Genomic DNA, 14,056 nt, shown 5'->3' with positions numbered 1-14,056 from the left:
CTTGGCCCTAAATGATGTACGCGGTTCCTTGTGGGAGCAGGGCTTGCCCGCGATGCAGGCGCTGCGGTATTTCGGGCAGACCGCGTCATCGTTTATCGCGGGCAAGCACCGCTCCCACATTTAACCGCGCTTGGTCAGTCAGTAAGCCGCCACCAACCCATCTTTCCGCGGATCAGTCCCGCCCACATACCCATGGGCCGTGCGCTGGATGATCTGTGCGCCACCAAAAGCAAACACGCCACTAGGTTCTTCGACATCGATGTCATGCCCTTTGGCGCGCAGTGCCTTGACCACCTCTGGATCAAACGCACGCTCCACGGCAACCTTCAGACCCGACTCGATCCTCCAGCGTGGTGCGTCGGCGGCGGCTTGCGGGTTCTGTTTGTAGCGCAGGATGCGCATCATCATCTGCAAGTGACCCTGCGCCTGCATCGGGCCGCCCATCAAGCCGAAGGACATCAACGGCGTGCCGTCGGCATTCATCACGAAACCGGGGATGATGGTGTGGAACGGACGCTTGCGCGGTGCCACGTGGTTCACGTGAGTTGGGTCCAGCGAGAAGCCCGCGCCGCGATTCTGCATGCTGATGCCGGTGCCTGGCACCACGACGCCGGAGCCGAAACCCATGTAATTGGACTGGATGAACGAGATCATCATGCCGCTTTCATCGGCTGCTGACAGGTACACAGTGCCGCCCGGTTTCGGCGAGCCGTGCCCCGGATTGGCGGCCTGATCACTGACCAGTCCGGCGCGCTCCATCAGGTAGGCCTTGCCCAGCAAATCCTCGGAAGGCACACGCATGTGATCGCTGTCGGCGACGTGTTCGTCGAGGTCAGCCAAAGCCAGTTTCATGGCTTCCAAGACCGGGTGAACGGTTTCAAGGCTGTCCACCGGATGCTCGCCCACGCCCAGCGCTTCGAGCATGGTCAGGCCAGCCAGTGTGGCGATGCCCTGGCCATTCGGTGGCAATTCGTGAACGACGGCACCGGCATAAGGCACTGACAGCGTGTCGATCCAGTCCACGGTGTGCGTCGCCAGATCATCGAGGCTCATGACGCTGCCATTGGCGTTGGCATGGGCGATGATGGTTTCAGCCAGTTCGCCACGGTAGAAAGCTTCGCCTTTGGTTTGTGCAATCAGTTCCAGGGTGCGGGCGTGATCCTTGAGCTGGATCTTTTCGCCAGCCAGCGGCGCCTTGCCATCCGGCATGAAGCACTCGGCGAAACCCGGCTGATCCTTGAGCAGTTGCGAGCCGCGTTTCCAAAGCTCGGCGATGATCGGCGTGACCTGATAGCCGTCACGGGCATAGCCAATTGCCGGTTCAGCCAGGGTCGCGAAGGGCAGCTTGCCGTAACGCTCGGACAACTCGACCCAGGCGGATACCGCACCCGGCACGCTGACCGCAGGCCAGCCACGTTGTGGCATCTGCTTTTGCCCAGCGAAGTACTCGGGCGTCCAGGCTTGCGGCGCACGACCGGAAGCGTTCAAACCTTGCAGCTTGCTGCCGTCCCAGACGATGGCAAAGGCATCGCTGCCGATCCCGCAGCCGGTGGGTTCAACCACGGTCAGCACCATGGCCGCAGCGATGGCGGCGTCGACCGCATTGCCGCCCTTGCGCAGCATGTCCAGCCCGGCCTGAGCGGCCAGTGGCTGGGAGCAGGCGACCATGTTGTTGCCCATCACTGGCGAACGTGCGGAAGCGTAAGGTTGGCTGTAATCCAGATCATCGAACATAAGCGTTTCTCTTTGGCAGAAAACGAAAGGTTTAGCCTTTGGGGTCCAGCGCATCGCGCAGGCCATCACCCAGCAGGTTGAAACACAGGACCGTGATGTAGATCGCCACGCCGGGCGCAATCGACATCCACGGAGCCTGCTCCATGAAATTCTTTGCAGTATTGAGCATCGAGCCCCAGGACGGCGAGGGCGGTTGCTGGCCCAGACCGAGGAAGGACAAGCTGGCTTCAGCAAGAATCGCCGAAGCGATGGTCAGCGTCGCTTGCACCACCAGCGGCGACATCACGTTGGGCAGCACGTAACGCAGGATGATCCAGCGATCCGGCAGACCGATCGCACGAGCACCTTCCAGATAATCCTCGTGCTTGATCGACAGCACCTGGCCGCGAGTCAACCGGGCGAAAATCGGCATGGCAGACAGACCGATGGCGATCATCGCGTTGGTCAGGCTTGGGCCGAGAAAGGCGCCCAGCGCGATGGCCAACACCAGAAACGGACAGGACAGCAGCGCTTCCATGACCTGCGAAATGATCATGTCCAGTTTGCCGCCAAAATACCCGGCCAGCAGGCCCAGCGGCACGCCGATACACATGGCGATGGCAACCGAAACACCACCGGCCAGCAGCGAACTGCGGGCTCCATGCAGCAAGCGTGAAAACAGATCACGGCCCAGTTCGTCGGTGCCTAGCCAGTAGATCAGCGAGGGCGCTTTACGCACGGCGAGGAAGTTGGCTTTGAGCGGGTCGTGAGGCGCAATCCAGGGCGCCAAAAGGGCCGCCAAAATAAACAGTAGCAACACCGCTGCGCCAATTACCGCGCCTTTGTTGGCGAGGAATTTCTTCAGGAACGGCGAGCGACTGCGGGGCAGGATCGCGCTGTGCGGGAGGCTGGCAATAGCGGTCATCAGGCAGTCCTCAGACGCGGGTTGATCAAGCGGTAAAGCACGTCGGCCAGCAGGTTCAGCATCAGAAAGCCAATCGCGACACACAGCACCACGCCTTGCACCACGGCGTAATCACGGTTGAACACCGCATCGACGATCATCTTGCCGAAGCCCGGAATACTGAACACCTGCTCGGTCAGCACTGCGCCACCCAGCAGTTCACCGAACAGCAAGGTCGTGAGCGTGACGATGGGCATCAACGCGTTGCGCAACGCATGCTTGAGAATCACTGTGCGCGGGAACAACCCTTTGGCCCGTGCAGTACGCACGTAATCGGTACGCAACACTTCGAGCATGGCGCTGCGGGTGTGGCGCATGAGAATCCCAGACAACCCGGCACCCAACACGAACGCAGGCAGGATCAAGGTCTTCAGGTTTTGCCCGAAATCCTCGCCCATGGGCACGAAACCGGAGGCGGGCAACCATTGCAGTTTCACCGCGAAAATCATGATCAGCAGAATGCCCAGCCAGAAGTGCGGAATGGAAATCCCTGACAGCGCCACGACGTTGGCTCCGTAATCCACGGCGGTGCCCTTGCGCACCGCCGAGATGATCCCGGTGGGAATGCCGATCAGCAGCGCGATCAGCAAGGCCAGTACCGCCAGTTCGATGGTCACCGGCAACTTGGACGCCAACAGCGTGGTCACCGGTTGCTCGGTGCGCAGCGATGTGCCGAAGTCGCCGGTCAGCACGTTGCCGACCCAGTTCAGGTATTGCATCGGGATCGGGTCATCGAGCCGGTACTTGTCGCGCAGGTATTCCATGACCGCCGGATCGCGTTCTTCCCCGGCCATGGCCAGCACCGGGTCACCCGGCAGCAGCTTCTGCAGGGTGAAAACGAACAGCGAAACCAGAATCAGCGTCGGGATCGAGCTGAGCAGGCGTCGCAGGATGAACATCAGCATGCCGGAACCTCGCAGGTGCGTCCGTCAATCATGGCTTTAGCGCGACGTTGGCCAGACGAATCAGACCGTCCGGGTTTGGCACGAAGCCGGTCACGTTGTTACGCATGGCAATGATTCGTGGGTCGAAATACAGGTAAGCGGTCGGTACTTCGTCAGCCAACAAACGCAATGCTTCGTTGTACAGCGCCTGACGTTGTGGAACATCGTTGACGGTGCGCGCCTTGTTCAGCAGCTCGTCGAGCTTGGCGTTGCAGTATTTACCGTCGTTCTGGCCGCCTTTGCAGGTCACGAACTGGTGGATATCGCCATCCGGATCTGGACGGCCCGACCAGGCGCTCATGCCAATCTGGAAGTTGCCGCTCTGCTGTTCGCTGAGCATCGTCGCGTATTCGGTGGCGATCAGATTGACCTTGAAGCCGGCTTCTTCAGCCATGGCCTGAATGATCTGCCCGACCTGTTGCGCGATCGGGTTGTTGGCCACTTTCAGATCTACTGCCAACGGCAGCTTCACACCGGCCTCAGCCAGCAGTGCTTTACTCTTCTCGACATCACGAGCCGGGATCGGCAGCGCCTGATCGTAGTACGGGCTGTTTTTCGGGAATGGCTGAGCGCTTGGGGCGTACAGGCCTTCGAATACCACCTGGTTGATTGCATCGCGGTCGATGGACAGCTCGAATGCCTTGCGCACGCGCTTGTCTTTGCCGATCGGCGAGTTAGCCTTTTCACCATTGCCGATGTTGAACATCAGCTGCATGTAGCCCAGGCCCGGCGTGTTGTAGATCGCCAGCTTGCTGTCGCCCTTGACGGTTTTCACGTCGGTTGGCGCAACGCGCTCGATGATGTCCAGATCGCCGGAACGCAGGTTAGCCAAACGTACCGAGGTGTCCGGAATCGGCAGGAACACGACTTTGTCGAAGTGATACGCCTGCTTGTTCCAGTAGTTGTCGAAACGCTCCAGCACGATGCGATCCTGCTGCACGCGCTGGACGAATTTGTAAGGGCCGGAGCAGACCGGTTTCGAACCAAACTCGCCCTGAGCGGCTTTCGGCGCGAGCATCATCCCGGCACGGTCCGAGAGTTGCGAAACCAGCGTGGCATCGGCTTGCTTGAGTTTGATGGCCACGGTTTTTGCGTCGATCACTTCCACGCTGTCCACCGAGGCCAGCTCGCTTTTACGCAGAGAGTCGGGCAGGGTGCGGGCGCGGTCCAGGTTGAACTTCACCGAGGCGGCATCGAACGGTTCGCCGTCGTGGTAGGTCACGCCGTCGCGCAAGGTCATGGTCAGGGTCTTGCCGTCTTCGCTCCAGTTCCAGGCAGTGGCCAGTTGTGGCGCGTAGGTCAGGTCCGGATTGACGTCCACCAGCTTGTCGCACAGCGCGGTGTACACCAAGCGGCCGGAATAGGTGCGCGAACGATGCGGATCAAGCACATCGGGATCGTCCTGAATGCCGATGCGCAACGTCGATTCGGCAAAGGCGGCGTTGGCGGCCAGCAATAACAAGGTTCCTGTCATGACGCGTGCGATTTTCATGGCTGGCTCTCCACTGCAAGGGATTGATGGTTCTTGAACAGATTCAGGCGTTGCGTATAAGCAGCGCTGGGTGTTGGAAGGATCAGGGTGCCGCTGCCCGCGTTGGCGATTTCACGCCAGAAGTGGCACGCCACCTGGCGTTCGGCCTCAACGGTTTCCATGACCGGCACAGCTTCTTTGCACAGCGCACGGGCGTGGGGGCAGCGGGTATGAAAACGGCAACCCGAAGGCGGGCGGCTCGGGCTGGGCATGTCGCCGCCCAGTAATGGCCGTGGCTGGCGCAAATCCGGATGGCTGACGGGTACAGCGGCCATCAGCGCCTGGGTATAAGGATGCAAAGGGTTTTCGAACAGCGCGTTGACCGGCGCCAGTTCGACGATTTCGCCCAGGTACATCACCGCCACGCGGTCGCTCATGTGGCGGATCACGGCCAGCCCGTGGGCGACAATCACCAGGGTCAGGCCGAATTGATGCTTGAGGTCTTCGAGCAGGTTGACCACTTGCGCCTGCACCGAAACGTCCAGAGCCGACACCGGTTCATCGCCGAGAATCAACCGTGGCTCGGAGGCCAAAGCACGAGCGATACCGATGCGCTGGCGCTGACCGCCGGAGAATTCGTGGGGATGGCGACCACCGTGTTCCGGGGCCAGGCCGACCGTGCGCAGCAGTTCGGCAACCTTGGCCTGGCGGTCACTGCGGCTGGCTTCGCTGTGCAGCCAGATCGGTTCGCCAACGATGGATTCCACGGTCATGCGCGGGTTCAGCGAGGCGAACGGGTCTTGAAAGATGATCTGCAAGTCGCGACGTACCTGACGCAGCTTTTCCGGCGGCAGGTTAGCCAGGTTGCGACCTTCGTAAATCACGTCGCCCGCAGTCGGTTGCAGCAGGTTGAGCAGCAGGCGACCGAGGGTTGATTTACCCGAGCCGGACTCGCCCACCAACGCCAGCGTCTCGCCTTTGCGAACCGACAGGTTGACCTGATTGACCGCCTGCACAGGTGGTTTCTTCGGCTGGAACAGGCCGCTTTCCACCGCAAAGTGCTTGCTCAGGCCAATGCCTTCCAGAATGGGTTTCTGCGTGCTGCTTGCCGGGCTGACGGGCTCGGCGATGTTTCGTTCGGAAAGGCTCACGCACTGACTCCCACATGCTGTTCCAAAGGCGCGCGGATGCACGCGGCGAAGTGTCCGGGGGACAACTCGAGCAGCGGCGGACGCTCCTCCCGACATTGCTGGATGACAAACGGGCAGCGCCCGGCGAAACGGCAACCGCTGGGCATTTCTGCTGGGGTCGGCACTCGACCATTAATCGTTGCCAGACGACCTTCACGGGGGCCAATCGACGGCATCGAACCCATCAGGCCGATGGTGTACGGGTGCTGCGGATCGTCGAACAGAGTCTTCACCGGACCGCTTTCCACCACGCGTCCGGCGTACATCACCATCACGTCGTCGGCAACTTCTGCGACCACGCCCAAATCGTGGGTGATCAGAATCATCGCGGTGCCGGTCTCGGTTTGCAGGTTGGCGATCAATGAGAGGATCTGCGCCTGAATAGTTACGTCCAGTGCGGTGGTCGGTTCGTCGGCAATGATCAGCGCCGGATCGTTGGCCAGCGCCATCGCGATCATCGCCCGCTGACGCATGCCGCCGGAGAGTTCATGAGGGTAGGCGTCCAGTCGCTGGCGGGCGTCAGGGACGCGGACTTTTTCGAGCATTTCCAGCGCCCGTTGTCGGGCGTCCTTGTCCGAGAGGCCTTGATGACGGATCACGCTTTCGGCGATCTGCTCGCCGATGGTGAAGACCGGGTTCAGCGAGGTCATCGGTTCCTGGAAGATCATCGCCATGCGGTTGCCGCGCACGTCCAGCAGGCGCTCTTCGGACATGCCCAGCAAAGCTTCGTCGATCAGTAGCGAGTCGCTGGCGCCAACTTGGGCCGTCGCAGGTAACAGGCCCATAAGGCCCATCGACGTTACGCTCTTGCCACAGCCGGACTCGCCGACAATGGCCAGGGTTTTGCCGCGCTTGACGGAGAACGACACACCATCGACAACATTCGCCGGTGCTCCGGCAAAGCGCACGGTAAGGTCGTTGACGCTGAGTATTGTGTTATCGGTGATCGAGGTGGTGGCGCTCATAAGCTGGCCTCCAGGTCTTGATTGATGACGTTATCCAGCGCCTGTTGCAGCGCCCGTAGATGGCCGCGCATGGCCGTGGCGGCCTTGACCGGGTCGCGCGTTTCGATGGCGCTGACAATGTCGTCGTGGTCATGGCTATAGGTATCGAGGCGGTCGGCGTTACGTGCCCGGTGGCGCAAGTCGCGCCAGGCCGGGTCGAGACGGATCGCATCGAGCATTTCGAAGATGTCCAGCATCAGGCGGTTGCCCGCTGCTTCAGCAATGGCGCGGTGCAAGGCGCTGTCCCACAGCTCAATGCCCTCGGCGTCGGTTTGCTCGGCGACCTGCTGGCGAGTGGTGCGCTCGGTAAGTCGGCGCAGGATCGCCATCTGCTCACCGTTGGCCCGCACGGCTGCCAGTGAGGCCAGGGCTGGTTCCAGATGCAGACGGGCTTCCATGACCTCACTGAAATTGGTCCGGCCGGAAAGCCGCGCGAAGCTCATTGCAGCGCTGGGCGGAGTAGGGCCGACAAAGGTCCCTTTGCCTTGCCGCCGCCAGATCTGGCCTTCGGCTTCCAGAACCGCCAGCGCCCGGCGAATCGCCCTTCGACTGACCCCGAAATCGGCAGCCAGCTCGCGCTCGGTGGGCAACGCCCGCTGGGGAAAGGCCGCATGCTGGGCAACGATCTGCCGCAAGGCATCGAGCGCCAGTTTCGAAGAGTTGTCGATGGGAGTGTCAGGGTCGAACCTTTGCATCGTGGTACTCGCGCCAGACCAGAAAAAGATGCCATGAGCTGCCTACAGGCAGTGATTCGAGGCAATAGGGCTGGTGCAAGAGCGATGCCAATGGAAATTGGTTCGCCCAGGATTCGAGGCTCGACTGCCCGATACAGCGGACGAGCGCTGCCTGTCGGGCCAATGTGCAAAGGTTCGCTGGGTTGGTTCGGAGGATGAAAGGCGATTGGTTCGCGGGTCAGCGAACCAATTTCAGAGGAGGTTCAGGTTTTTGTGCATTAATGCGGGCGTGGTGCGCCGGGGTGGTGCCTGATGACCCTGTGGGAGCCGGGCTTGCCCGCGATAAACAATACGCGGTATGTCTTCAAGTCGCGTCTCATGCATCGCGGGCAAGCCCAGCTCCCACAGGGGTTACATTTCAATCCGCAGGGATGTGAATTGGCCTAATCAATCAATCGCAGCCGACCCAGTCTTCACCGGCTCATCTTCATCCTTCATCTTGCGGAAGTACGTCGACAACAGAGCCCCGGAGATGTTGTGCCACACGCTGAACAGCGCGCTGGGCACGGCTGCCAGTGGCGAGAAGTGGGCGCTGGCCAGGGCGGCGCCGAGGCCGGAGTTCTGCATGCCGACTTCCAGTGCCAGTGATTTACGCTGAGGCAGCGGCAGTTTGAACACCTTGCCGGTGAAGTAACCCAGCAGGAAGCCGAAGGTGTTGTGCAGGATCACTACTGCCATGATCAGCAGGCCTGATTCAGCGATCTTCGCCTGACTGGCGGCAACGACGGCGCAGACGATCATCACGATGCTCACCACCGAAATCAGCGGAAGCACGTCGATCGCGTAAGTGACCCGGGCACCCAGCAGACGTTGAGCCAAAACGCCAAGCACGATGGGCAGCATGACCAGTTGCAGGATCGACCAGAACATATCCATGAAGGACACCGGCAACCAGGCCGACGCCAGGAACCAGATCAGGGTTGGCGTCAGCAACGGAGCGAGCAGGGTGGTGACCGCTGCAATGGCAACGGCCAGCGCCAGATCGCCCTTGGCCAGCCAGGCCATAACGTTGGACGAAGTGCCGCTCGGGCAGCAACCAACCAGAATCACGCCGACCGCGATTTCCGGCGGCAAGCTAAAAACCTGGCATAACAACCACGCCACGCCGGGCATGATCACGAAGTGCGCCACCACGCCCAGGGCAACGCGCCATGGATTGCGGGCCACTTCGGAAAAGTCTTCAAGTTTCAGGGTCAAGCCCATGCCGAACATCACCAGACCCAACAACGGCACGATGAGGGGCTTGAGCCCGATGAATGCTTGCGGGAACACGAACGCCAGAATGGCGAACAGAAGCACCCAGTACGCAAAGGTATTACCGACAAAACGACTCAAGGCTGCCAATGCACGCATGGCGGGTTCCTTTCTTATTAGGTTGGGAGGGCGGAGTACGGATCCTATGTGGGAGCTGGGCTTGCCCGCGATAAGGCTGGATACGATTCACTTTAGATCGCGTGCAGCCTTATCGCGGGCAAGCCCAGCTCCCACAGGTTCATATCCAGCAAAGTTGTCAGATCCCCTGCGGAATCTCTTCACCGCCCAGCGCTTCGAACAGCTCTGGCAGGAATTCACCGAAGGTCAGCATCATCAGGGTGAAGCTGGCGTCCAGTTGGCCCAGGGCTTCGTCGCCGCCGTCCTGTTCTGCTTGATCCTGCAGCAGGTCTTCGAACTTCAGACGCTTGACCGTCATCTTGTCGTCGAGCACGAAGGACAGTTTGTCCTGCCATGCCAGGGACAGCTGGGTCACAACCTTCCCGGTGCTCAGGTGCAGCTGGATTTCATCGCTGGTCAGGTCCTGACGTTTGCAACGCACGATCCCGCCATCTTCATGGGTGTCGCGCAGTTCGCATTCATCCAGCACGAAGAAGTTGTCGGCAGCCTTTTGCGTAGTGACCCAGTCGGTCATCACAGCGGTAGGGGCAGTCTTCACTGTCAGCGGACGTACCGGCAGGGTGCCGATGACTTCACGCAGCGTCGACAACAAGTCTTCGGCGCGCTTCGGGCTGGCCGAGTTGACCAGAATCAGGCCCTGTTTCGGCGCGATGGCAGCGAAGGTCGAGGAGCGACGAATAAAGGCACGCGGCAGGAACGCCTGGATGATTTCATCCTTGAGCTGCTCGCGTTCCTTCTTATAGACCTTGCGCATTTGCTCGGCTTCGATCTCGTCGACCTTTTCCTTCAAGGCGTCACGCACAACACTGCCCGGCAGGATGCGTTCTTCTTTACGGGCCGAGATCAGCAGGAAGTCGCCGCTGACGTGCACCAGGGGTGCGTCTTCGCCTTTGCCGAAAGGGGCGACGAAACCGTAAGTGGTCAACTCCTGGCTGGCACAGGCACGGGCCGGTTTGGTGGCCAAAGCGGTTTCCAGTGCTTCGGCGTCAAAAGGCAGATCCTGGGTCAGGCGGTAGACAAGCAGGTTTTTGAACCACATGAGGTGAATCTCTCCTTCTATACAAAGGGGGGCATTATTCGCTGCTATTACCCTGCGGCCAACCCTGTGCTAAGCCTTTGGAAGGATTATAAAAATTATTTAAAAAAGTGCTTGCCAGAGGTTAGGTCGCTCCGTAGAATGCGCGCCACACCGAGAGTGAAGGGTGATTAGCTCAGCTGGGAGAGCAGCTGCCTTACAAGCAGCGGGTCGGCGGTTCGATCCCGTCATCACCCACCAACTCGCTCTAAGTGTTACGCGCAGCGGTAGTTCAGTCGGTTAGAATACCGGCCTGTCACGCCGGGGGTCGCGGGTTCGAGTCCCGTCCGCTGCGCCATATTCCGCTTCAAGGCCCTTGAACTCCTTGAAGCAACAGAAAGCCCGCCTAGTGCGGGATTTTTGTTGTCTGGGTTTTTTGTATTGAAAGTAGGCATATAAAAGAAGGGCATCCAGTGATGCCTTTTTTGCGTTTGGCATAGCGTTACCGCGTAGCCAGTACCGACCTGTAGGAGCGCACGGAGGTAACGACGGGCGCGATGCGGTGTGTCAGACGAATCGCTATCGCGGCCTCGCGGTGCTCGTGCGCTCCTACAAGGGGGGATGATTGAATCAGTCTTCCTACCAACCCCGTCCCGAATTGACCCAGAAGTTGACCGACAGCGAGGTCGACACCGACTCCACTTGGTGAAACCAGCCCTCCGGAAGAAACAGCAGATCCCCAGCCTCCAGGGTTATCCGCAGGAACGTGACCGTCTGTGCTGTGGGAAAGCGCTGATAGTCAGGCGCATCCGGGTTGAAGTCGCAGCCATCCAGTCCCCCTTTAGGCGCAGTCGACCAGGTGCCCAACGCCGGGCGGTGGTGGGGCGCCGCAAGAATAAAAGACTTCTGACCCCAGACCTGCGCGAACAGGTTATCGGTATCGTCCCGATGCAGCGGAGTCAGTGTGCCTTTGGGGCCAATCCAGATTCTGGGGGGTATATAGAGCTGGCGTTCAAAATACTGCGGATACTCAATCAGCTTCATCAATTGTGTGGGCATGATGTTGTTGCCCATGTAGGCGGGCGGTGAGCCGTCAGCGCTCTTGGTCGCCGGTTTTTCCAGAGAGGCGATGAAGTCGGCCATCGACGTCGAGCGAAAGTCGCGATCGGTCGAGAAAGTCTTTTTCACGTAGTCGCCATGTCGGGTGATGCCTTGCAGCTCCGCGAAATGACGCAAGGATTCTTCGCGGCCCATGGTGAATAGCGGCCAGTCCTGCAAGGCGTTGCTGATGATCAGCGGAATGCCTTCAGGCAAATAACGGCTTTTGAACTCGCTGACCGACACTTCGGCATACGGCCTACGCTCCACGGTGCGCTGTATCGGCAGGCTGGCTGAAACCCGCTCGCTGACCCGCGCTGGTGTCGGGTAGCGCTGGTTCATGTCAACCTTTTGCGCCTGGGCCGCACCGCGCCGCGCGTTATTGATGATCTGTGGCAGCAGCGTGGCCAGGCCCATGTTGCCGTTGATCTTCAATCGACCGCTGGCGAACAGCTCTTCGACATTGGCCATGCCGCCCATGATGCCGAGAAAGTCCTTTTCCGCGACTTCAATGGTCACATCGGGCGCACTGTGCCGCCCGGCCTCGGTCCGGCTCTGCGCCCTGACCTCCGACCAGAACGCCAGGTGCGGACCGAACACGAACTGAAAAACGCCTTCGATACCGACTGAGCCGGCATTGACGAACAGCTTTGACAGGACGCTCTGCAAATCCATGGCGGTCGCTCTTGTAGGTGTGGTGAAGAGGGAACGAGTGGATGGGTGGGAAATTTACGATGTGCTGGAAGGCTATCAGTTATTCTCCTGATTTCCAGAGGACGCTACACGGCGGTATAGATCATTGCGCAGGTGTAGCGCGCAAGCTAGGGAAACAACGCTGATGCTTGTGATCAAGATCAGTATCGTTTTTAGAGTGAAGTCGTATCTGCTAAAGAGGCAGTATGATGCAATCACTGTTGCTGTGACAGTAGTGGTTATCCATTCAGAAATTGCATCTTGTATTTCTTTTTTACCTAACGCGCTGGATGTGTTCGGTTTTTTTCTTCTTAGCGCGCCTATTACTATAGCGCCTGCTGCAAGGCAGATGTGTATTGCGTAAAAGATCAGCGTTTCCTGGCCCTCTATTGAACTTTGCGCACCATACGATGCAAGGAAGCCTAACCCCAGTGCAAGAGTAAGCATGGTCGTCAAATACTTTATGTTTACTGAAAACATTAGCTGTCCTGATTTTGTCCATAGTTAGCTGCTCGCGACGCTGCGCGAGCAGTCCCGTAGTTTTAGGCTGCGCGGTTACCTCCGCCCCCACCTCCGCCTCGACCCGTGTATTGTTCTCCTAAGCCTATCCCCAAGCCGATCATTGCGCCGAAGCCTGCTCCATAAAGGCCACCTCTTAATGCGCCTTGGGCACCGCCTCTCAGGGTGGAGCCAATAATTGCCCCGAGGGCGCCCCCCGTCTGTGCCCCGTTGGCGGATGTGGCTAGCGTGCTTGATACTTGATTGCCATTGGCGCCATTTATAAATATGAGTTCTTCTTCTGTTAGTTTTCTCATTAGTGTTTTCCTTTTTTAGGTAAGAGCTATGACATAAGAATGTTGAGGAATTAGACATTGTTTTTCTAGCGTTTAAAGGGTGTTGGTTTTGTAAGGTTTTTCTCGCTATTATGTGAGTGCGATCCTACATTTGCATTAATAAAATTAGGCTCGGGAAGTTCGTTTAGAGGGGTTTTTGTGTTTTTGGCGAGTGGCATGCCGAACTTAAAAGAGCTATGTCAGGTGGGCGTGTTTCAAATCCTTCTAGGTTGCATCAAGCAAAAAAGGCCGGTCGTCGTTTGGTTGATGCGTATTGGTGGGATTCCGGCTTGCCCGCGAACCAGTCTTTGAGATAGGTCAGGTACACCACGTATCGTTCTTCGTGGCGCCGTCCGCTCGCTCCGACAGTTGCCAACTGCCGTGATACATGCCCCGCAAAACCTATTTAAAGCGCAAAACCCACACCCGCCCTTAATTTCAAAGTGTTTCATCCGTTTTCAGAGGACTGGTCGAGCTGCACAGCTCCCACCCTCACAACGGATGACCTGCGATGAATGCACAAGACGCCTTGAAACTCGCCCGCCGCTTTATCGAGCTGCCGCTGCAAAAACGGCGGTTGTTCCTTGAGGGATTGCAGCGTGAAGGTGTCGATTTTTCGCTGTTTCCTATTCCTCAGGGTGTAAACCCTGAGCAAGACCGAGTCCTGTCTTTTGCCCAGCAGCGGATGTGGTTTCTCTGGCAGCTGGACCCCCAAAGCAGCGGCTACAACCTGCCCAGCGCTGTACGTCTGAACGGCTCGCTGAACAGATCAGCGTTGGAGCAGGCGTTCGCCAGCCTTATAGAGCGTCATGAAACCTTGCGGACCGCTTTCGCCGAAAAGGACGATGGCGTGCAGCTGATTTCTGCAACCACGCCATTTCAGGTCATCCACAAGGATTGGCGTGACCTGAAGTCTCAAGAGCAGGAATCCCGAGTCGCGGAAGAGGCCGAGCGGCAGTCTCGCGCACCGTTCGATCTGGCCAACGGGCCGCTGTTGCGCGTTAC

The 14,056-nt window shown here is 59.0% G+C and carries 12 protein-coding genes and 2 tRNA genes (1 of these 14 running past the window's edge); 3 read left to right on the top strand and 11 right to left on the bottom strand.

The features are described from left to right. Positions 1-138 precede the first annotated feature (138 nt). From ABRP31_RS19685 to rdgC, 9 genes are all read right to left on the bottom strand, one after another. A complete protein-coding gene (locus tag ABRP31_RS19685; protein WP_349972042.1) occupies positions 139-1,734 on the bottom strand; it encodes a gamma-glutamyltransferase family protein in 1,596 nt (531 codons plus the stop codon). A 31-nt stretch (positions 1,735-1,765) separates the two neighbouring features. After that, positions 1,766-2,638 carry an ABC transporter permease gene (locus ABRP31_RS19680; protein WP_087265399.1) on the bottom strand — a complete coding sequence of 291 codons (873 nt, stop codon included), beginning with the start codon at positions 2,636-2,638 and terminating at the stop codon, positions 1,766-1,768. Next, positions 2,638-3,582, bottom strand: coding sequence for an ABC transporter permease (locus ABRP31_RS19675; protein WP_087265400.1), 945 nt, complete (start codon positions 3,580-3,582; stop codon positions 2,638-2,640). Before ABRP31_RS19675 ends, ABRP31_RS19680 begins: the two co-directional genes overlap by 1 nt. Positions 3,583-3,610: 28 nt before the next feature. Then, positions 3,611-5,113 carry an ABC transporter substrate-binding protein gene (locus tag ABRP31_RS19670; RefSeq protein WP_349972043.1) on the bottom strand — a complete coding sequence of 501 codons (1,503 nt, stop codon included), beginning with the start codon at positions 5,111-5,113 and terminating at the stop codon, positions 3,611-3,613. Beyond that, positions 5,110-6,243, bottom strand: coding sequence for an ABC transporter ATP-binding protein (locus tag ABRP31_RS19665; protein ID WP_087265402.1), 1,134 nt, complete (start codon positions 6,241-6,243; stop codon positions 5,110-5,112). Before ABRP31_RS19665 ends, ABRP31_RS19670 begins: the two co-directional genes overlap by 4 nt. Next, entirely contained in the window at positions 6,240-7,247 is a 1,008-nt protein-coding gene (locus tag ABRP31_RS19660) for an ABC transporter ATP-binding protein (RefSeq protein ID WP_087265403.1), read from the bottom strand. Before ABRP31_RS19660 ends, ABRP31_RS19665 begins: the two co-directional genes overlap by 4 nt. Continuing rightward, complete coding sequence (locus ABRP31_RS19655; RefSeq protein WP_087265404.1) at positions 7,244-7,981, bottom strand: FadR/GntR family transcriptional regulator; 738 nt, start codon at positions 7,979-7,981, stop codon at positions 7,244-7,246. The genes ABRP31_RS19660 and ABRP31_RS19655 overlap by 4 nt, the downstream gene beginning before the upstream one ends. Positions 7,982-8,407: 426 nt before the next feature. After that, positions 8,408-9,373, bottom strand: coding sequence for a bile acid:sodium symporter family protein (locus tag ABRP31_RS19650; RefSeq protein ID WP_349972044.1), 966 nt, complete (start codon positions 9,371-9,373; stop codon positions 8,408-8,410). A 157-nt stretch (positions 9,374-9,530) separates the two neighbouring features. Further along, complete coding sequence (rdgC, locus tag ABRP31_RS19645; RefSeq protein ID WP_087265406.1) at positions 9,531-10,451, bottom strand: recombination-associated protein RdgC; 921 nt, start codon at positions 10,449-10,451, stop codon at positions 9,531-9,533. 161 nt (positions 10,452-10,612) lie between these two features. Between rdgC and ABRP31_RS19640 the strand changes: the two genes are divergently transcribed. Next, positions 10,613-10,688: transfer RNA gene (locus tag ABRP31_RS19640), tRNA-Val, on the top strand. Between the two features lie 20 nt (positions 10,689-10,708). Next, a tRNA-Asp gene (locus tag ABRP31_RS19635) sits at positions 10,709-10,785 on the top strand. Between the two features lie 281 nt (positions 10,786-11,066). Here ABRP31_RS19635 and ABRP31_RS19630 read toward each other — a convergent pair. Further along, positions 11,067-12,200, bottom strand: a complete 1,134-nt coding sequence (locus tag ABRP31_RS19630) for a cupin-like domain-containing protein (protein ID WP_349972045.1) — start codon at positions 12,198-12,200, stop codon at positions 11,067-11,069. A 75-nt stretch (positions 12,201-12,275) separates the two neighbouring features. Beyond that, positions 12,276-12,698, bottom strand: coding sequence for a hypothetical protein (locus ABRP31_RS19625; protein WP_349972047.1), 423 nt, complete (start codon positions 12,696-12,698; stop codon positions 12,276-12,278). An 864-nt stretch (positions 12,699-13,562) separates the two neighbouring features. On the opposite strand from ABRP31_RS19625, the gene ABRP31_RS19620 reads away from it, so the two are divergent. Beyond that, positions 13,563-14,056, top strand: partial view of an amino acid adenylation domain-containing protein gene (locus ABRP31_RS19620; RefSeq protein ID WP_349972048.1) — the 5' portion only. 9,172 nt of this gene lie beyond the right edge of the window; 494 of the gene's 9,666 nt are visible here — the first part of the coding sequence; the start codon lies at positions 13,563-13,565; the stop codon falls past the right edge of the window.

Origin of the sequence: Pseudomonas caspiana (genome assembly GCF_040224095.2) — a bacterium.
GTDB lineage: Bacteria > Pseudomonadota > Gammaproteobacteria > Pseudomonadales > Pseudomonadaceae > Aquipseudomonas > Aquipseudomonas caspiana.
The sequence above is the reverse complement of the archived record's forward strand: the minus strand, read 5'-3'. Positions and strand labels throughout refer to the sequence as shown.